Source organism: Bradyrhizobium sp. AZCC 2230 (assembly GCF_036924495.1).
GTDB classification, from domain to species: domain Bacteria; phylum Pseudomonadota; class Alphaproteobacteria; order Rhizobiales; family Xanthobacteraceae; genus Bradyrhizobium; species Bradyrhizobium rifense.
In genome coordinates, this window is sequence record NZ_JAZHRS010000001.1 from 8,464,167 (window position 1) to 8,482,519 (window position 18,353).

General features: G+C 62.1%; 18 protein-coding genes. 8 read left to right on the forward strand and 10 right to left on the reverse strand.

Going from position 1 to position 18,353, the window contains the following annotated elements; genetic code table 11:
• The first annotated feature begins 102 nt into the window (after positions 1-102).
• The 3 genes from V1280_RS40335 to V1280_RS40345 all read left to right on the forward strand — a co-directional run bounded on the left by V1280_RS40335 (position 103) and on the right by V1280_RS40345 (position 3,230).
• Positions 103-1,164: an isocitrate/isopropylmalate dehydrogenase family protein gene (locus V1280_RS40335; RefSeq protein WP_334536246.1), complete on the forward strand. Its 1,062-nt coding sequence runs from the start codon at positions 103-105 to the stop codon at positions 1,162-1,164.
• A gap of 225 nt (positions 1,165-1,389) precedes the next feature.
• A complete protein-coding gene (locus V1280_RS40340) occupies positions 1,390-2,721 on the forward strand; it encodes an amidohydrolase (protein ID WP_334536247.1) in 1,332 nt (443 codons plus the stop codon).
• Positions 2,722-2,801: 80 nt separating this feature from the next.
• On the forward strand, positions 2,802-3,230 hold the full coding sequence (locus tag V1280_RS40345) for a hypothetical protein (RefSeq protein WP_334536248.1): 429 nt from the start codon (positions 2,802-2,804) through the stop codon (positions 3,228-3,230).
• 218 nt (positions 3,231-3,448) lie between these two features.
• Here the strand turns inward: V1280_RS40345 and V1280_RS40350 are convergent, their stop codons facing one another.
• The 8 genes from V1280_RS40350 to V1280_RS40390 all read right to left on the reverse strand — a co-directional run bounded on the left by V1280_RS40350 (position 3,449) and on the right by V1280_RS40390 (position 11,588).
• Entirely contained in the window at positions 3,449-4,300 is an 852-nt protein-coding gene (locus tag V1280_RS40350) for an SMP-30/gluconolactonase/LRE family protein (RefSeq protein WP_334536250.1), read from the reverse strand.
• A gap of 508 nt (positions 4,301-4,808) precedes the next feature.
• Entirely contained in the window at positions 4,809-5,138 is a 330-nt protein-coding gene (locus tag V1280_RS40360) for an alpha/beta fold hydrolase (protein ID WP_442895194.1), read from the reverse strand.
• Positions 5,139-5,384: 246 nt separating this feature from the next.
• Positions 5,385-5,819 (reverse strand): winged helix-turn-helix domain-containing protein, encoded by a 435-nt coding sequence (locus V1280_RS40365; protein WP_334536252.1) that lies wholly within the window; start codon positions 5,817-5,819, stop codon positions 5,385-5,387.
• A gap of 131 nt (positions 5,820-5,950) precedes the next feature.
• Positions 5,951-6,835 (reverse strand): helix-turn-helix domain-containing protein, encoded by an 885-nt coding sequence (locus V1280_RS40370; RefSeq protein ID WP_334536255.1) that lies wholly within the window; start codon positions 6,833-6,835, stop codon positions 5,951-5,953.
• A 501-nt stretch (positions 6,836-7,336) separates the two neighbouring features.
• Positions 7,337-8,248: an MBL fold metallo-hydrolase gene (locus V1280_RS40375; RefSeq protein WP_334536256.1), complete on the reverse strand. Its 912-nt coding sequence runs from the start codon at positions 8,246-8,248 to the stop codon at positions 7,337-7,339.
• A 37-nt stretch (positions 8,249-8,285) separates the two neighbouring features.
• Positions 8,286-9,506 (reverse strand): NAD(P)/FAD-dependent oxidoreductase, encoded by a 1,221-nt coding sequence (locus V1280_RS40380; protein ID WP_334536257.1) that lies wholly within the window; start codon positions 9,504-9,506, stop codon positions 8,286-8,288.
• A gap of 43 nt (positions 9,507-9,549) precedes the next feature.
• Positions 9,550-10,539 carry an alpha/beta fold hydrolase gene (locus V1280_RS40385; RefSeq protein WP_334536259.1) on the reverse strand — a complete coding sequence of 330 codons (990 nt, stop codon included), beginning with the start codon at positions 10,537-10,539 and terminating at the stop codon, positions 9,550-9,552.
• A gap of 98 nt (positions 10,540-10,637) precedes the next feature.
• Complete coding sequence (locus tag V1280_RS40390) at positions 10,638-11,588, reverse strand: helix-turn-helix domain-containing protein (protein WP_334536261.1); 951 nt, start codon at positions 11,586-11,588, stop codon at positions 10,638-10,640.
• A 502-nt stretch (positions 11,589-12,090) separates the two neighbouring features.
• Here V1280_RS40390 and V1280_RS40395 point away from each other — a divergent pair.
• From V1280_RS40395 to V1280_RS40405, 3 genes are all read left to right on the forward strand, one after another.
• Complete coding sequence (locus V1280_RS40395; RefSeq protein WP_334538535.1) at positions 12,091-13,020, forward strand: helix-turn-helix transcriptional regulator; 930 nt, start codon at positions 12,091-12,093, stop codon at positions 13,018-13,020.
• A gap of 159 nt (positions 13,021-13,179) precedes the next feature.
• A complete protein-coding gene (locus V1280_RS40400; protein ID WP_334536263.1) occupies positions 13,180-13,434 on the forward strand; it encodes a hypothetical protein in 255 nt (84 codons plus the stop codon).
• Positions 13,435-13,795: 361 nt separating this feature from the next.
• Entirely contained in the window at positions 13,796-14,545 is a 750-nt protein-coding gene (locus V1280_RS40405; protein WP_334536265.1) for a hypothetical protein, read from the forward strand.
• Between the two features lie 124 nt (positions 14,546-14,669).
• Here V1280_RS40405 and arr read toward each other — a convergent pair whose 3' ends face one another.
• Positions 14,670-15,086 (reverse strand): NAD(+)--rifampin ADP-ribosyltransferase, encoded by a 417-nt coding sequence (gene arr / locus V1280_RS40410; RefSeq protein ID WP_334536266.1) that lies wholly within the window; start codon positions 15,084-15,086, stop codon positions 14,670-14,672.
• Between the two features lie 135 nt (positions 15,087-15,221).
• The gene (locus V1280_RS40415) at positions 15,222-15,965 is read right to left on the reverse strand and encodes an SDR family NAD(P)-dependent oxidoreductase (protein ID WP_334538536.1); all 744 of its coding nucleotides are present in this window, start codon (positions 15,963-15,965) and stop codon (positions 15,222-15,224) included.
• Positions 15,966-16,120: 155 nt separating this feature from the next.
• On the opposite strand from V1280_RS40415, the gene V1280_RS40420 reads away from it, so the two are divergent.
• Both V1280_RS40420 and V1280_RS40425 read left to right on the forward strand, forming a co-directional pair.
• Complete coding sequence (locus V1280_RS40420; RefSeq protein WP_334536268.1) at positions 16,121-16,891, forward strand: methyltransferase domain-containing protein; 771 nt, start codon at positions 16,121-16,123, stop codon at positions 16,889-16,891.
• A 231-nt stretch (positions 16,892-17,122) separates the two neighbouring features.
• Positions 17,123-18,124, forward strand: coding sequence for a DctP family TRAP transporter solute-binding subunit (locus V1280_RS40425; protein ID WP_334536270.1), 1,002 nt, complete (start codon positions 17,123-17,125; stop codon positions 18,122-18,124).
• Positions 18,125-18,353: the final 229 nt, after the last annotated feature.

An 18,353-nucleotide genomic window follows, 5' to 3' on the forward strand; every position in this document is an offset into this window, starting at 1 on the left:
CACAGGCATATGCTTGCATGCATTGTATGCGCGAAGGTCAGGCGATGAGCCTGCGCGCTGGCGTATGATCGCGCCAGCTGCCGCTCTCGGAAGGGGATCACCATGCAAATCGTCGTTCTGCCGGGGGACGGCATCGGACCTGAGATCACGACTGCTGCAACGGGCGTGCTGCGCGCGGCGTCCGAGCGCTTCCAGCTCAATCTGCGGCTGGAGGAGCATGCGGTTGGCCATGCGAGCCTGAAACAGTTCGGCACCACGGTGCGCGCCGAGCTGCTCGACACCGTCCGCGCCGCCGACGGCCTGATCCTGGGGCCGACCGCGACCTTCGACTTCAAGGACGAGGCGCATGGCGAGATCAATCCGTCGCGCCACTTCCGCAAGAACCTCGACCTCTACGCCAACATCAGGCCCGCCCGTACCTATGCAGGACGGCCGGGCCGGCTCGGCGATTTCGACCTCGTCGTGGTGCGCGAGAACACGGAAGGGTTTTACGCCGACCGCAACATGGAGCAGGGCAATGGCGAGCTGCTGGTCACGCCTGACGTCGTGATCTCGCTGCGGCGGATCACGCGGCTCTGTTGTGAACGCATCGCGCACGCCGCCTGTCATCTGGCGATGAAACGACGCAAGCATCTCACCATCGTGCACAAGGCCAATGTGCTCAAGATCGGCGACGGGATGTTTCTCGACATCTGCCGCGAGGCCGCGAAGAGCTATCCGGGTCTCGCTGTCGACGACATCCTGGTCGATGCCATGATGGCCCATGTGGTGCGCAACCCCGACCGCTTCGACGTCGTCGTCGCCACCAACATGTTCGGCGACATCCTGTCCGATCTCACCGCGGAGCTTTCCGGCAGCCTCGGCCTCGGCGGCTCGCTCAATGTCGGCGACCGTTACGCCATGGCGCAGGCCGCGCACGGCTCGGCGCCCGACATCGCAGGGCAGGACGTCGCCAACCCGGTCTCGCTGATCCTCTCGAGCGCGCTGCTGCTCGGCTGGCACGGCGAGAGAAGCGGCGCGGTCCGTTACGAGGAAGCCGCACGTGCGATCGAGGCGGCGGTGGCGAAGGCGCTTCGTGAGGGCAGGGCGACGCGCGACGTCGGCGGCAAGCTCGGCACCATCGCAGCGGGCGCTGCGATTGCGGAGATCCTGCAGGCGGAGTGAGCTGCGGCTGATTTTTCTGCTTTTCTTTCGGGCCCGAACCAAACAGCTCGAAAACAACCCCATGCACAGTAGAAAGCCTCTTGAACGACAAGGGGTTTTTCAGCCGGCTCCGCCGCGACCTCTGGCACTCCGGAAAAGTTGACACGTCGGGCAAAACACCGGCACGATGACATCATGGCAGCGATCAGTCCGGGGCAAGCGGAAAAACGCAGGGAGGTCGGACCCATGCAGTTTGCAAAGCCCTTGCTCGTCGCGTTCGTCTTGCTCGGCATGCTCGCGCTACCGGCGCATGCCGAGCTCGACGTCGCGAGCCTGAAGCAATCGATCGAGGCGTCCTTCGAGCGCGACTATCCAAAGCTCGATGCGCTCTACAAGGACATTCACGCCCATCCCGAGCTCGCCTTCCAGGAGGAGAAGACCGCCGCGAAGCTCGCGGGCGAAATGCGCGCCATCGGTTTTGAGGTGACGGAGAAGGTCGGCAGGACCGGGCTGGTTGCGCTCTACAGGAACGGGGACGGTCCGACCATCATGGTCCGCACCGAGCTCGACGCGTTGCCGATGGAGGAGAAGACCGGCCTGCCCTATGCAAGCCACGACAAGACCAATTGGCAGGGACGCGAAACCTTTGTCGCCCACAGTTGCGGCCACGACATCCACATGGCGAGCTGGATCGGGACGGCGAAGACGCTGGTCGGGCTGAAAGACCAATGGAAGGGCACGCTGATGTTCATCGCGCAGCCCGCCGAGGAAGTGGGCGCCGGTGCGATGGCCATGCTGAGCGACGGCCTGTTCATCCGCTTTCCCAAGCCGGATGCCGGCTTCGCCCTGCATGACGGGCCGTTTCCCTATGGCTATGTCCGGTACCGGGTCGGGGCCGGCTCCTCCAGTGCCGATGACCTTTTCATCAGGTTCAAGGGGCGCGGCGGCCATGGCGCGGTGCCGCAGGCGACCATCGATCCCGTGATGATGGCGTCGCGTTTTGTGGTCGACGTGCAGAGCGTCATCAGCCGTGAAAAGGACCCCGCCGAAGTCGGCATCATCTCCATCGGCTCGTTCCATGCCGGTACCGCGGGCAACATCATTCCCGACGAGGCAGTGTTGCGCGGCACCATCAGAACCTTCAAGCCGGAGGTGCGCGCCAGAATGGTCGATGGAATCGAACGGACCGCCAAGGCTGTCGCCGCCATGGCCAACGCGCCGGCACCGGATATCATCATGACCGAGGGCATCAAGGCGGTCATCAACGATCCCGCTTTGGTCGCGACCGCCGAGAAGGCGCTGAAGCCGGCGTTTGGCGCGAAGGCGAGCCTGTCGCCGGCGAACACCACGAGCGAGGATTTCTCCGAATTCGGCGGGTCCGGCGTGCCGTTGATGATGTTCAATATCGGCGTGTATGACCGGGATGCGTGGGCGGCAGCCAACAAGAGCGGAACGCCGCTTCCCGGCAACCATTCCCCGCTGTTTGCACCGGTGCCGAAGCCGACCATCCAGACCGGCGTCACCGCGATGACGCTCGCCGTGCTCAGCGCGTTCGACCAGAGGTCCAAGGGGCCGTAACGACACACCAACGCCTTTCAAGGCCGCTGCTATACCGCCTCAATAACAGATAGAATATCCGCGCCAACGGGGAGGACTGGATGATGCTTTCACGGATTGCACTGCTCGGATGTGCTCTGGCTGCGTTGCCGGTCGCTTCAGTTCAGGCACAGGATCGGGACTATGCCAGAACGATCGGCCCCGCCGACGGCATCTTCTGCAACTACGACTATTCGCTCTCCGCGCAGCCAAGCGTCGCAACCGAACCCGACAAATGGTGGAAAACGCCTCATACGATGCATGTGAAGAAGATCGAGTGTAATGGGTTCGATCTCGGCGCGGTGGACGAAGATGTCGACGTCAAATACCGGAAGGCCACGGTTAAGACCAATCTGCTCGGGGAACTGACGGTGATCGTTTCCGGAGGCGAACACTCACCCAAGCTCGATACCGGCCTGACGCGAAGCCAGATTCAGAGGATCAAGCGTCTGTCGTGGTTGAAAGTCCTGGTCGCGCGGGCTGCTTCCTGACCTGATATTACCTGTGAGATAGTCTGTCGCTGCGGCGAGAGCGCATCGTCTGACTGGATTGAAGGTGAGTGCAGAGCATTTGGAGCGCGCATTCATAAACCGTCGCCGATGTCCGGTTCGTCCCGATACCGACCGCCTTTGTGCAATCGCAGCAAATGTCGCGATGGGCCATGAGCAGAACTAGGCCATCAGCCTAAGTTCATTCGTCTCTATTGTCTCTACGGGTAGCCCGCGCCAGGTATTTCCACATCAAGAAGGTCGATGCGCGCAGACGATTTACCTTGCATCTGCTCCTCGGGAGATGTCGCCGCACTAATACAGAACAGCGTTCTACGGTCGAAGCCGCCGAGCGCGCAGGCAATGCCGCGGCGACCGGGAACGTTTATCCGCTGTTGCTCCCGTCCATTGCGATCGATCCGAGTGAAAACGCCTTCGCCGTAGGATGCTATCCAAACAGCGCCCTCGCGGTCTAGGCAAATGCCATCTGGTTGCTTCGCGCATTCGATCTTGCGATAGAGATGCAAGCCGCTATCACTGGCGATTTCGTACTCAGCAAGACCTCCGCCATCCATCTCGGCCACGACGAGTCTCTGGTGATCGGCCGAGACTGCGATGCCGTTGGGAAAGCGCAGTCCCTCGGCCACAACACGCATTTCACCGTCCGGCATGACGAGAATAATGCGACCGTCTGCGTCACGATCCGGCGGCGGTGGCAAATTGAAGCCGAGGTCCCCGACGTAAGCGCGTCCCAGCCCATCAATGATCATATCGTCGATCGTGCCGGCGGCGATCCGGGAAAGGTCGGCATAAAGCGAAAGCCGTTCATTAGCGAAAGCGAGAAGCCGTTTGCGGAACATCGTCAGCACGACAATCGTCCCATCTGGTAAAACGCCGAGGCCACATGGAGTATCGTCCGTTAAGCGCACATGCTCCTGGAGGCCGCCCGATGGGTCTATGCTTAAGAGCGTTCGCGCCATGCAATCGACGAACCAGAGCCGGCCGGCGTGCCAGCGCGGTCCTTCATAGTAGCGTCCTCCATCGAGGACGGTTCTCAGTTCGGCTTGCTTCATGTCGTGCAAAATCCGCCTGTCGATATTCTCTCTAATAAGTTGTCACGATAGAACATCTCAACCGACGACTTCAAGGGTCATCGGACTTGCTTTGTCCGCACTGGATCATTTTCGACGGATTCATCCGGGATTGTCGGCTGGTTGATGTCCGCTTCTACCCGTCAGTGCCGAACAAGGGCCGAGCCAGAAGCGTTGCGGCCGGCCGGGCTCGCGTGAATCAAACTCCTAAATTGAGGGAGCGCGGGCACACCTTTCCCATGAGCCCGCGCCCCAGTTCGATTTCGCTCAAGTGCGATCAGCAGTCCCAGAACACCGGCACCCAACGGAAGGCATCGCCGGCGACCGCGACATGGCCGACGGACGGGAACGGCATGTGCGTGGCCACCATCATGCTCGTCCTGCTTCTGTCACCACGAGATGCAATACGTCGGTTACACGCGGTGGAGCGGCGGAGCCAGCGTAGGGGAAACCGCTCCGCATGAGGGATTTCAATTTCCCGCTGCCGCCATCAAAGCTTTTTGCTCCGGAGCCAGGTCCGGATGGCCTCGATGAGTTCTGCCTTTCGTTCCAGCGGCAGCCAATGCCCGGCGGGCAGACTCGTCACGGTGAGGTCTGGGCAGGCCGCGCGCATCGGGTCACCCTGGCGATTTCCGGTGACGCTGCAGATCTGATCGAAGTCGCCGTTGACGAACAGCACCGGCTGCGACAGGTGGCCGCCGCTGGGGGCCTTGCGAGCATAGGCGATGTTGGCGTCGTCGTTCAGGTACCAGGCGCAGGATGGACGGAAGCCGTGTGCCCTGAACGCGTGCACCAGCACGTCGAAATCCGCCGGACCCATCCTACGGGCTGTCGTGGTTGAAGGTCCTGATCGCGCGGGCTGCGTCCTGACCTGATATTACCTGTGAGATATTCTGACGCTCGCCGACGGCGCGTCGCCTGACGGATCGAAGGTGAGCCCAGCGCAGTCGGAGCGCGCATTCATCAACCTTCGTCGATGTCCGGTTCGCCCCGACACCGACCGCCTTTGTGCGATCGCAGCAAATGTCGCGATGGGCCAGAAGGCGACCTGATGCTGATGGCGGGTTCAGCGCAAACGCACGCTCCGAAGCTTCGACGACCGTCGATGGGCGTTCAGCGAAACAGGTTCGTAGCGCAGTCCGGCTTTCATGTGCCAGTCGCTGACGTGTTCCGTGCTGTCTTCGAGACGAACGACCGATCCTACGAACGAGTAGCCTCGTCCTTTTACGTTGGCGATATATCTGTTGCCGAACTGGCCATCCCTGAGCGCCTTGCGGATGGCGGCCACGTGGACCCGGAGGCTGCCCTCCTCGACGGTGACGTTCGACCAGACATGATTAATGAGCTCGTTCTTTCCGATGACCTCGCCTGGACGTTCGGCGAGATAGACCAAAATATCGAACGCCCGACTGCCAAGAGGAAGCGTGACACCGTTACACCATAGCAGCCTCTTGCTACCCGAAAGCGCAAACGGACCAAATCTCAGCGTTCTATGCACCATGGCTCGAGCAACCCGGCATCGCAATTTTGCATTCTCTACAGCGCACTTTAGTGTCAAGTAATTGCGCCGTAAGCACCGTGCTTGCTGTTGTTTAGACCGTTTTTGCTCAACCCTCTGGGTGGGGTTTACAGCTACGAACCGAACTCGCGGCGATACATCGCGGGGGTCAAACCCGTGGCCCGCCGAAATGCACGAGTAAAGCTCGATTGCGAGGAAAATCCGCACATGAAGGCCATTTCTTCAATCGATGTGACCCCTGCCGCAATCATTGTCTTTGCCCGCTCCAGCCGCCTTTGGCTGACGTAGCGATGCGGAGGCATGCCTACTGCGGCAGAAAACGCGCGCGTGAAGTAAAAGGTGCTGAGACACGCGACGCTGGCGAGATCGACAACCGCAATATCGTCAGCAAGATGCTCCTCGACATACTCGCGAACACGCCTCACGCGTCGCTCATCGAGCCGGTGACGTCGTTCAATCGGCAAGCGGACGGAACCAGCATCGCAATGCGCGTGTAGCAATCTTGCAGCAAGTAGCTGAGAGGCCGTTTCCACGAACATGCGTCCAGCAGCGGTAGGGGCCATCATTTCAGATAGCACCGACAAGCCAATCTGATTGATGACTTCGTCCTGCGCGCCGTGCAAGTAGCGAACAGACCGAGCGAGCGCTGCAGGAAGACCGTAGTAATCGCCCAGTTGCGTAAAGACGCTGGCGGTCAACTGTAAGTTCAAGATCCGTATCGTCTTGGCAGTAATGATGTAGCCCTCATCATACTTGCCGCCTTTTGGTTTGACCCAGATGAAGCCCGGTATGTGCTCCGAAGTCCGCCAGCTTCCGCCCATTCTGCAGGCTGAGCTGCCTTCCGATCCATCGAGCGCAATTGAGATTATGGTCTCCGGGGCAGCGGGGTGCACCCCCTCTCCGCCACCATAACAACGGACCTCGGCAAAAAGATTCGACCAACCCAACTCCGACGACGACTGCAGCAAGTCGTATCGCTGATCTTGCGCTTTTTGCACGCTGTTCCTCCGCGACCAGCGCTCCCTAACGGGTAACTCGGCGCCGTCGGTTCGAGGAGCCGCTACAAACGTGGATGTCTATGAGCCAACTTCCAACCAGTTCGTACCCGCGAGTATATGCCCGCGTACTGGGCATATACTCAGATCAGAAACTCAACTTGTCAAGGTATGATCTCCCGAGGCGGGTGCCGCCAAGCCCAGCCTTGATAGGCGCCTATCACGCGGTGGCCATCGCCAGATTGGCACCGATAAGCTATGGCCGTAACCGCCATACCTGCAAACAAGATGTCGCCATGGAGGTCCAACAAGGGTCATTTTCGACGGATTCATCCAGAATTGTCGGCTGGTTGATGTCCGCTCCTGCCCGTCAGCGCCGAACCGGGGCCGAGCCAGAAGCGTTGCGCTGGCCCGGCTCCCGTGAATCGAACTGCTAAATTGAGGGAACGCGCGCCCACGTCTCCCGTGAGCGCACGCCCTAGTTCGATCTCGCACAGTTAGCGATCAGTAGTCCCAGAACACCGGCACCCAACGGAAGGCATCGCCGGCGACCGCGACATGGCCGACGGATGGGAACGGCATATGCGTGGCCACCAGCAGCTCACCGGTCTCGGCGAGCTCGCGCAAGAGACGGATCCGAACGCGGGCCGCCGCCTCGGGATCGTGCTCGAAGCCGTTGTACCACTCGGGCTGTTCAAACCCGACGGCAAACACGGCGTCGCCGGCGAATGTCAGCGCATCGCCGCCTGACGCCACGCGAACCACGCTGTGTCCGGGGGTGTGACCGCCGGTGCGACGGACAACGACACCCGGCGCAACCTCGTGCTCCTCGTCGAACGGCCGTATCTGACTGCCATACTCCTTCGCGAACCGCCTGGCGGCGGCGCGAAGCGCATCCGGGAATCCCTGCGGCATGTTGGTGTGGGTGAAATCGGGCGCCTCCCAGAACTTGAGCTCGGCGGCCGCCACGTGGATGCGCAGGTCCTTGCGCAGCCGCTCCTTCACGCCGTCGACGAGCAGCCCGCCGACGTGGTCCATGTGCATGTGGGTCAGCACCAGATCGGTCACGGACGCAAGGTCGATCCCGGCGGCCTCCAGTCGCTTGATCAACTGCCCGGCCCGCGGCAAGTGCAATTCCGGGTCGGACCCCAGTCCGGCGTCGATGAGGATGGTCTTGTCGCCGCTGCGCACCACCACCGCATTCAGCGCCCAGTCGAAAGCGTCCGGCGGCAGGAACATCTCGTTCAGCCAGGCGGCCCGATCGGCCGGGGCGGCGTTGTGCGCGAGCATGGTGGTCGGCAGCGGCAGCACGCCGTCGCTGACCACCAGCACGTCGATCTCGCCGATACGCACCGCGTAACGCGACGGGACGAGCTCTTCGGGTTTCGACGTCATCGAAGCATTGTGCAAGTTCATGTTGGTCTCCTGTTGAAGGTCGCGAGTAGTAAGGTGCTTAGAGAGCAGTGACGCGCTCCGGATCGGCCGAGGCGAGGGCTGCGGCGCGCTCGGCATTGGGCGGATAGATCCAGACGGTGTTGATTTCCTGCTTGGTCTTCTTGGCGACGTCGCCGACCATCTCGACCATGCGCTCCCAGCCGCGGGTGAACACCGCGCCGGCTTCGCCGAGGTCGAGGCAGGTGACGTAGGCCTTCTGGTGATAAGGCCTGGTCGAAACGCCCAGCAGCTCGGCGGCGGCGTTGTTGCCGGCGAAGGCGCCCATCCGGGTCGCATGCTGACACGACATCAGCGCGTAATTGCCGTTGTCGTCACACGCGGCCCGAGCCGCATCGCCAGTGGCGAAGACGCCATCGACCTTCGGCACGCGAAGATCACGGTCGACCAGCAGCCGGCCGAATTGGTCGCGCTCGGCGGGGATCTGCGCCGTCAGCGGAGCAGCGCGCATGCCGGCGGCCCAGATCACGGTTTCGCATGCGATATGCTCGCCGCTGGAGAGCGTGGCGCCGGACTTGTCGAGCGAGGCGACGCCGACACCGAGCCTGGTCTCGACGCCGAGCTTGCGCAGCGCCTCCTGGATGATGGGGCGGGGGCCTGCGCCCATGTCGGGCGCGATCGCCTCGTTGCGGTCGACAATGATCACGCGCAACGGGGCGTCCTTGCCGAGAATCGCGCGCAGGCGCGATGGCACCTCGGTTGCGGCCTCGATCCCGGTGAATCCGCCGCCTGCGACGACAACGGTATTGCGCGCCTGCGAGGCCGGGCGGCTCGACAGACTATGCAGGTGGCGATCGAGCGCGATGGCGTCATGGAGTTGGTCCACGCTGAAGCCGTGCTCGGCAAGGCCCGGAACGTTGGGACGGAACAAGCGGCTGCCGGTGGCGACGACCAGCCGATCATAGGACAGCTTCGTCCTGGTGCCTGATGCGGCAGCGACTTGGGCAGCAGCGATCTCGACGACTTTCGACTTGGTATCGATCGCCTCGGCGCTGCCCTGGACATAAACGACGTCGATCGCCTTCAGCACGTGCTGCAACGGTGCCGTCAGGGTTTCGGGTTTCGGCTCGTAGAGCCGCGGGCGAACCACCAGCGTCGGCTCGGGCGAAACGAGCGCGATCTCGAGCGTTTCGGGCGAGACACCCTGGATGTCGCGCAGGCGGGCCGCGGACAGGGCGGCATACATGCCGGCGAAGCCGGCGCCAATGATGACGATGCGCATGTCGATTGTTCCTTGGTCGAACTGATTGCGATGAAAGTGCGGGTTATGCCGTCACGAATTTGAGCAGGTCGGCGTTGACGATGTCGGGATGTGTCGTGCAGACGCCGTGCGGCAGCAGGTCGTAGATCTTCAGGGTGCTGTGCTTCAGAAGGCGGGCCGACAGCGGCGCCGAATCGGCAACGGGGACGATCTGGTCGTCGCTGCCGTGCAGGACCAGCGTCGGCACGGTGACGGCTTTCAGATCTTCGGTGAAGTCGGTCTCGGAGAACGCCTTGATGCCGTCGTAATGGGCCTTGCTGCTGCCCATCATGCCTTGACGCCACCAGTTCCAGATCGCGGCCTGCGAAGGCTCTGCGCCCGGACGGTTGTAGCCGTAGAAAGGGCCGCTCGCGAATTCGAGATAGAACTGCGACCTGTTGGCGGCGAGCTGTCGGCGCAGGCCATCGAAGACTTCAAGAGGCAATCCGCCGGGATTGGACTCGGTCTTCAGCATCAAAGGCGGCACGGCGCCGATCAGCACCAGCCTGGCCACGCGATCCCGGCCGTGACGCGCGACGTAGCGCGTTGCCTCGCCGCCGCCTGTGGAATGGCCGATGTGAATGGCGTTGCGGAGATCGAGATGCTCGGCGAGGGCTGCGACGTCGGCCGCATAATGATCCATGTCGTGTCCGTCGCTGACCTGGCTCGATCGGCCATGGCCGCGGCGATCATGCGCGATGACGCGAAAGCCCTTGCCGAGGAAGTAGAGCATCTGGGCATCCCAGTCGTCGGCGCTGAGCGGCCAGCCGTGATGGAAGACGATCGGCTGCGCCGATCTCGGCCCCCAATCCTTGTAGAAGATATTCACGCCGTCGCTGGTGGTGACGGAGGTCGTAACGTCATTCTTCCCGGTCGAGAGAGCCGCGATTCTGATGTCGCCGCCGGCCGCCGAGGTGGAGCGGACAGTCACCGAAGCCGCGTACATGAGCGTTGTTGCGAGAATTTTTCGCCGCGAGGTGGTCGCGAGCCGGCTGACAGAATTGATCAAGGGCATTTGTCGTTTCCGTTTCAGGGGTTGGGGCACCATGATTCCTAGCGAACGGCATGTGCCGATGCCCCAGCGCGATTGACGCGATTGCAGCGCGATTGCTGCTAACGCGCGCGCCGTCGCCAATCGCTCGGCGATTCCCCGGTCAACTTTCGAAACGCGGCGGCAAAGGCGGTCTGCGAGGAGTAGCCGAGCGTGGCCGCGACCGAGACGACGGACGCGTCGGTGTCGCGCAGCATGTTCATAGCCTGCTCCAGCCGGTGCTGGCGCAGCCAGGCATGAGGGGAAAGCCCCGTGCTGTCCTTGAATGCGCGGCAGAAGTGAAAGCGCGACAGGCCGGCCTCGGCAGCGAGAGCCGCGAGCGAGACGTCGTCATCGCTGTCCGAACGCAGGCGCTCGATCGCGCGAAGCAACGTCCTCGGCGCCAAGCCACCCCTGGCCGGCGCGACCATGTTCGACGAGCCGCTGTGCGCAGCGAGAAGGCGCGTCGCCAGCAAATCCATGAGTTGCTGCCTGAACATCGTGTCCAGCGCCTCGTTGCCTTCCAGGACATCCGCCGCACTCAGGAGCAGGCGGGACGTCACGGGATCCGGATGCGCGGTTCGCTCCAGAAGATCGGCCAGCGGTCCGGCTTCGGCCTCGTCCGCAACACGCTTCAGCGTTGTCTGTGGAAGATAGAGCTGAACGACGTCGACGGGTTTTGGAATGTCCCACCGCGAGCTCGATCCCTCCGGAATGATGATCACGACGCCGGGACGAAACGTCCCGATCGCGACAGATCGTCCGGACCGCCGCTCCATGCGCTGGACCGAGCCGTTGTAAGCCATGACGACGTGGTGGCTCATCGGCTCGACGACGTCGTGCAACGGATCGTGCTTCCAGTGCGCGATCCCGGCGCCGGACGCGTCCAACGCCATGCGAAACGGTACAGTCCCGAGCACGCGGGCCATCTCGACATCGGCAGCGGGCCGGTCGCCGGCCGGCGCGACGTCGCGCCGCGCCTGAGACACGGCGGGGGTTTCACTCGAAGATTCGCGCAAGCTGACCCTGCTCATGGTCTTTCACTCGTGTGGGGGCGCGTCGCTGGATGCGCGACGTCGTGATCATGGTGTCGGCCGCCGCATTGCGGGGCCGAACGGTATGTCTGGTGATCCTTGATCAACGGATGGACCGGGGGTCGAAGGCGGTGCGTCGCAAGCTCCGGCACCGTTGATTTGCGGGTTCTAGGCGGCGCGAAACTCCGCGTCTTTCCTGATGCGGCCCTGCGTTGCCTGATCCTGCTCCGCGGACGCTTCAGGCGCGCGGCTTGCGTGCGTTTGTGAAAAGTCGTGATCTCAGCGGTTCCATCGACGACATCCTCAAGTCGTCCGGGCGCGAACCGGATCGTTCTGAAATGATTGACAAATTTTGATACCGGTCGCGCTGGGGCGAGCGGGCAGGGCGTGTCGGGGTGCGACGTCGGCGGTCGTGGACAGCAATGGGGGATAGCCGATATAGCGTGCTGGAAATGGCAGGGTGCTGTGGCCTGCGCGCGAACCTTCACAGAAGAGACAAATGATGGCCCGGACAGGCGCTTACGGTGAACGGCTCGGAGAATTCCTCCGCCTCGAGGAGGCGCCGCCCATGTTGATGACCCGTTCGTTGCGCAGCACCGAGATCGCAGTCACCGAAACACGCAACGACAATCCTGTGCAGGGTCTTTCCGGCTCGTTCGCCGCGGAAGATGCCTATCTCGTCAGCCTGAAGCTGCGCGACTATCCGGAGTGCGAGCTCTGGGAGCAGGGCCGCCACATCAAGAAGGCGGATGTTCACGCCGGTACGACCTACATCTACGATCTCAAGGCCGACCCGCGCTACGTGATCGACAAGCCGCTTCACTCACTCCATTTCTACGTGCCGCGTTCGGCCCTCGACGGTCTCGCCGATCAATCGGGAGCGCGACGCATCGATGCGCTGGATTGCGGCCTTGTCGGGCACGATGATGCCATCGTCCGCCATATCGGCGCCTCCTTGCGCGAGGGGCTGCGCCGGCCGACGGAGGCCAACCAGCTCTTCATCGATCACATGATGCTGGGGCTCACCGCCCACGTCGCGCAGGCCTATGGAGGCTTCCGGCACAAGGCCGAGATCAGCCGCGGTGCGCTTGCGCCATGGCAGCTGGCGCGCGCCTGCGACAAGCTCGAGTCGGATCTCGGCGGCAAGCTGCCGTCGCAGGCCATCGCGGCCGAACTCGGACTGTCGGTCAGCCATTTCTCGCGTGCGTTTCGCGCTTCGACCGGCCTGCCGCCCTATCGCTGGCTTCTGCATCATCGCGTGAGAACCGCCAAGCGCTTGATGAGCGCGCGGGGGCTGTCGCTGTCCGAGGTTGCGATTTCGTCCGGCTTTGCCAACCAGAGCCACTTCACGCGGGTCTTCTCCGAGCTCGCCGGCATCAGCCCGGGTGCGTGGCGGCGCGATGCGCTGGGAACGGCAAGCCGCGATTTGTAGACGTGCTCTGTTCGGCCACGCCCTAGAACTGATATCGTCTCACCCCCCGGCGCCCTTCTCTCGTTGCATGCCCGCCGCAGATGTCCTATTTTCGGCCGCGGCCCTTCCGGTATTGGCGAAGGGCTTTTGTTTATTTCAGCATTGATTCTGCGGGGGCTCATGTTTGTTACCATGATCGCTGTGCTTTGCCGACTTGCTAGCACCGGACTTGCTTCCACCGATTGCGTCGACGAGATCATCACCAACTCTGCGCTGGACAGCGCTCTGACCTTCCAAAGCTGTCTGATCAATGGTCAAGCGGGCCTCGCCAAGTGGAAGGAGGAACATCCAATCTATCATTCCGAGGCCTGGCGTATTCAACGCTACAAGTGCGTGCCGGGGGATTACAAGATGATCGCACGTCATCCGGCCTGAGCATGGAGCCAACGGGCGATGGTGATCGCTTCATCCGCTATGTCCCGGCCGGAGCACAATACCGGCGGGCGGAGCTGGCCACGGTCGCTTTTACCGCTTAATGGAAGATTGAATTAGCCAACGCGTGGTACTAGACTTCAATCGCGTCATTCCATTTGGGTTTGATGGGGCGGGCGATCGGGCTTACGGACCGCCGTCCGTTCAATTTGAAATTGGAAATACTTGAGCGATTAGCGCCCCGCCTCCGGACCCCTTTTTCAGGTCGGCCGGGCAATGTTTTTTTACACATTGGCCTCCGTTCTTCCCATTGACTCGGAGGCGGGTACTTTCCGCCGAACTTTGCAACAAATCGATTTTGAACATGTCGATTCCGACAAGCCAAGCAGATTGCGCGATAGCCAATGGTCATCCGAGCGGATCGGATAGTCGTTGCTGGATTGTCGCCATGCTCTGTGCCACTTCCTTGCTCGCGTTCACGCCCGAGGCGTGGGGACAGTGCTCGGCTCGCGAGGTCCTTCAAAATCAACTGAAGCTGGGCAAAATTGCTCCAGTCCATCGGACGCCAAAACTTATCCGGTCGGTCCGCGATGTCTCAACGTGGCGGACGATCGCAGTCGGCACCTTCCCGGATCCTCTTGCGCTGCGCAGCGCATTGGATGCCGCGGGCTGCAATATCGGCGGGCTGGCCTCGGAAGTTCTCGCTCGACCGGCCTTCACGGTCAGTTCAAGCAGGACCAACGTGGAGCTTGTTGCGGTGTCGGCGGTCGAGCTTGGTTTCGAGACCGACACCGTGACTCTGGCTGCCGTTTATACACGGGCCCGGCAACTCGGCTTTGAGCTGGCGCCAGCGGAGGTCGGTCCGCAATTGCGCCTTCAATATCTTGATCAGCCGATGGGTGAATTTCTCGTCGTTGCAATGGAGCCAATCAGGACGTGGAGCCATGCGCCTATCGTTCTTAACGTGGCAAATGGCGGAGCCGGATTGATCCTGATCGGACAGGACGGCAGGGACGACGCTGAAATACCGGTGACGTCACGTTTTGTTTTCGCGCGACCAAACGATCGCGGACCCAGCTGGCTCGATACGGCGACCGCACACCCGCCACCGTGAAGCGCGCCAAGGGCAGAGTAGTGGCGCGTAGGATGGGTAGAGCACTTGCGAAACCCATCATCTTTGGCCTTGGACGCTGTCGATGGGTTTCGCTGCGCTCTACCCATCCTACGAGTTCCCCGACCTAGTCGATGATGTTGTTGCCACCCTCCGCCTTCAGGCGAGTAATATTGTCCCTCATCTGCTGTAGCCGTTCAGTCGTGTGACCCTGCCATTGTGTCACCTCGGCAATCACGCGCAGCGGATCGCGGGAGCGATAGGACAATGTCGGGTTGCCGGGAAACTTCTTATCCGTCACGTTTGGATCGTCCATGATCGGGCCGGTCGGCTCCACGACGTAAATGCGCCCTCGCGCGGTGCCTGCGGCAAGCTCCGCACCCCAGATCGCTGCATCCAGCGTGGCCGCGAAATAGACCCAGGACAGCGGCTTGACGTCGGTGAAGTTGGATCGATGGCCGACGACGATGAGATCACCAGGTTTCAGATCGACGCGTGTGCCGTGGAAGAACGATTGCGCGAAAATGGTTGCGGCAGATGACATGAGACGATCCTGGAATCGTTAGCAGCGGCGAGGATGTCGCATAGGCACGCCGTCATTGCGAGCGCAGCGAAGCAATCCAGACTGTCTTTGCGGAAAGACTCTGGATTGCTTCGCTGCGCTCGCAATGACGAAATGTCAGAACTGATACCGTCTCAATCCGCCATCCACCGGGATCACGGTTCCCGTGATGTAACGCGCCACCGGTGAGGCCAGAAACACCGCGAGCGCCGCGAGGTCTTCCGGCTCGCCCCAATAGCCGACAGGAATCTCTTCCTCGGCAAAACGCTCGCGATAATCCGGCGGATAGTTGCGGCGGATCTGCTCGCTCATGATGCGGCCGGGCGGGATGCAGTTGATGGTGATGCCGTGCTCGCCGATCTCGCGCGACAGGCCCTTGGCCCAGGCGTGCACGGCGGCCTTTGCCGCGAAGGCGGCGTTGAGGCCTTCCGGCTCGGACTTGCCGGTGATGTTGACGATGCGGCCCCATTTGCGTTCGATCATCTGCGGCAGCAGCGCATGCGCGATGCGGCGGTAGCTGGTGAAATTCAGCGCGATCGCCTCGTCCCATTTGCTGTCGGGCGCATCGACCGGGAGGGGACGGCTGCCGCCGGCATTGTTGATGAGGATGTCGACATGGCCGAGCTCCTTCAGCGCAAACGCCGCGATCTTCTCGGCTGCGTCCCTGGCCATCACGTCCTGTTCGAATGGCGTGACCAGCCCGCCGCCGACCTCCGTCACAAGTTCTGCAAGCAGGTCGCTGCGGCGCGCCACGCCGACGACGCGCACGCCTTCGGCCGCCAGGCCCTTGGCGATGGCACGGCCGATGCCGACGCTTGCTCCGGTGACGACAGCGGTTTTCGATTTCAGCCCGAGGTCCATGGTCACACGCTCTCTTGATTGCTTCTTTGGTTTTTGGTGTTCGTTTGCCGTTCGTTTCCTGCCCTGTCCCGGGTGCGGCGATTTGCCCGACCGGGACGAGCGGTGGTAACCAAGGGCGACAGCGAAGGAAATACGAAAAAGAAAAGGCTTCAACGATGGTATGGGATCCGCAGCAATATCTGAAATTCTCCGGCCACCGGCTTCGGCCCGCGGTCGACCTCTTGATGCGGATTCCCGACATCGGCCCGCGCACGGTCGCCGATCTTGGCGCCGGCGCAGGCAATGTGACAAAACTGATCAAGGAACGCTGGCCGTCTGCTGCTGTGACCGGCGTCGAGGGCTCGGCCGAGATGGTTGCCGCCGGGCGCAAAGCCGCGCCTGACGTGGAATGGTCGCATGAGGACCTCGGCCATTGGCGCCCCGGCAAGCGATATGACGTGGTCTATTCCAATGCCGCACTGCACTGGCTGCCCAATCATGCGGCACTCTTTCCCTCGGTGATGGAGAAGGTCGCGCCCGGCGGCATGCTGGCCGTGCAGATGCCGCGCAACTTCCTGGCGCCATCCCATGTGCTGATCGGCGAGACCGCGCTGAACGGGCCCTGGCGGTCCAAGGTCGAGCACCTCGTGACGCCGCCGCCGGTCGAGGGGCCGGCCTTCTATCACGACGTGCTCGCGCCGCTGTCGCAAAACATCGACATCTGGGAGACCGAATATCTCCAGGTGCTCGAGGGTGACAATCCCGTGAAGGAATGGACCAAGGGGACCTGGCTGACGCGCTATCTCGACGTGATCGAGGGCGACGAGAAGGCCGCGTTCGAAGCGGCCTATGGGATGCGGGTCGCGAAGGCCTATCCGAAGAACGCCGCGGGGCAGACGCTGTTTCCGTTCCGGCGGCTGTTCATGGTCGCCCAGCGCAAGGGTTAATGCGCCTCTCGGCGATGCGACATAAGCGCTCGCTCCCAGGGTGGGCGCGGGCGCCGGGTTGCGCATGCGACCGCCATCAAGATAGCTTGCCTCTAGATAGCTTCCCTGCGGCATAGCTTCGCTGCGGCAAATTGGGCTTAGGTCTAGTTGTTCGGGGTACGGATTGCTGCCACTACTGAAACCGTAAAACAAAAAAGCACCCGGTTTCCGAGGTTGTTGGGGAGGTCCTTCATGCGCAAACTGCTCTTTGCGGTCGCTGCAGCCGCGTTCGCTTTGGCCCCTGCGGTTGCCCAAGCCCAGAGCCCGATCGTCATCAAGTTCAGCCACGTCGTCGCCAACGACACGCCGAAGGGCAAGGGCGCGCTGAAGTTCAAGGAGCTCGCCGAGAAGTACACCGACGGCAAGGTCAAGATCGAAGTCTATCCGAACTCCTCGCTCTACAAGGACAAGGAGGAGATCGAGGCGCTGCAGCTCGGCTCGGTGCAGATGCTCGCGCCCTCGACCGCGAAATTCGCGCCGCTCGGCATCAAGGAATTCGAGGCGCTCGACCTACCCTGGCTGTTCATGGACGACGCGACCTATTCCAGCGCGATGAAGGGCACGGTCGGCAAATGGCTGTTCCAGAAGCTGGAAGCCAAGGGCATCAGCGGGCTCGCCTATTGGGACAACGGCTTCCACATGGTGTCGTCGAGCCGTCCGCTGACGAAGCCGGAGGATTTCAAGGGCCTGAAATTCCGCATCTCCGGATCGAAGATCGCCGACCAGTATTTCCGCATCCTCGGCGCGATCCCGCAGATCATGGCGTTCTCGGAAGTCTACCAGGCGCTGCAGACCGGCGTGGTCGACGGCTGCGAGAACACGGCGTCCAACTATCTGACGCAGAAGTTCTACGAGGTGCAGAAGGACATCACCGTGTCCTATCACGCCCATCTGCAATACGCCGTCATCGTGAACTCAAAGTTCTGGTCCGGCCTGCCGCCTGATATCCGCACCCAGCTCGAGAAGGCGATGGCGGACGCGACCGAATACACCAACCAGATCGCGCACCAGGAAAACGAGGACGCGCTGGCCGAGATCAAGAAGGCGGGCAAGACCCAGCTGCATTATCTGACTGACGCCGACCGCAAGGCGTGGCAGGAAGCGATGCGGCCGACTTATGCATGGGCCAAGGGCCGGGTCGGGCAGGAAGTGCTCGATCTCGTCGCCAAGGAACTCGACGTCAAGATGAACTGACGCGTTTTCCGGCAGAATAATACCAACGGTCGGGAGTGTGCGCACTCCCGACCGTTTCGTATCGACAGGGGGGCTTTGATTTGCTTCGCGTGCTGAACCAGGGGCTCAACCATCTCGAAGAATGGTTGATCGCGACGCTCATTGCGGCTGCAACCGGGCTGATCTTCATTGCCGTCGTGCACCGCTACGGCGCGGGCGAATCGATCGTGTTCTCGCGATGGGCCGCCGC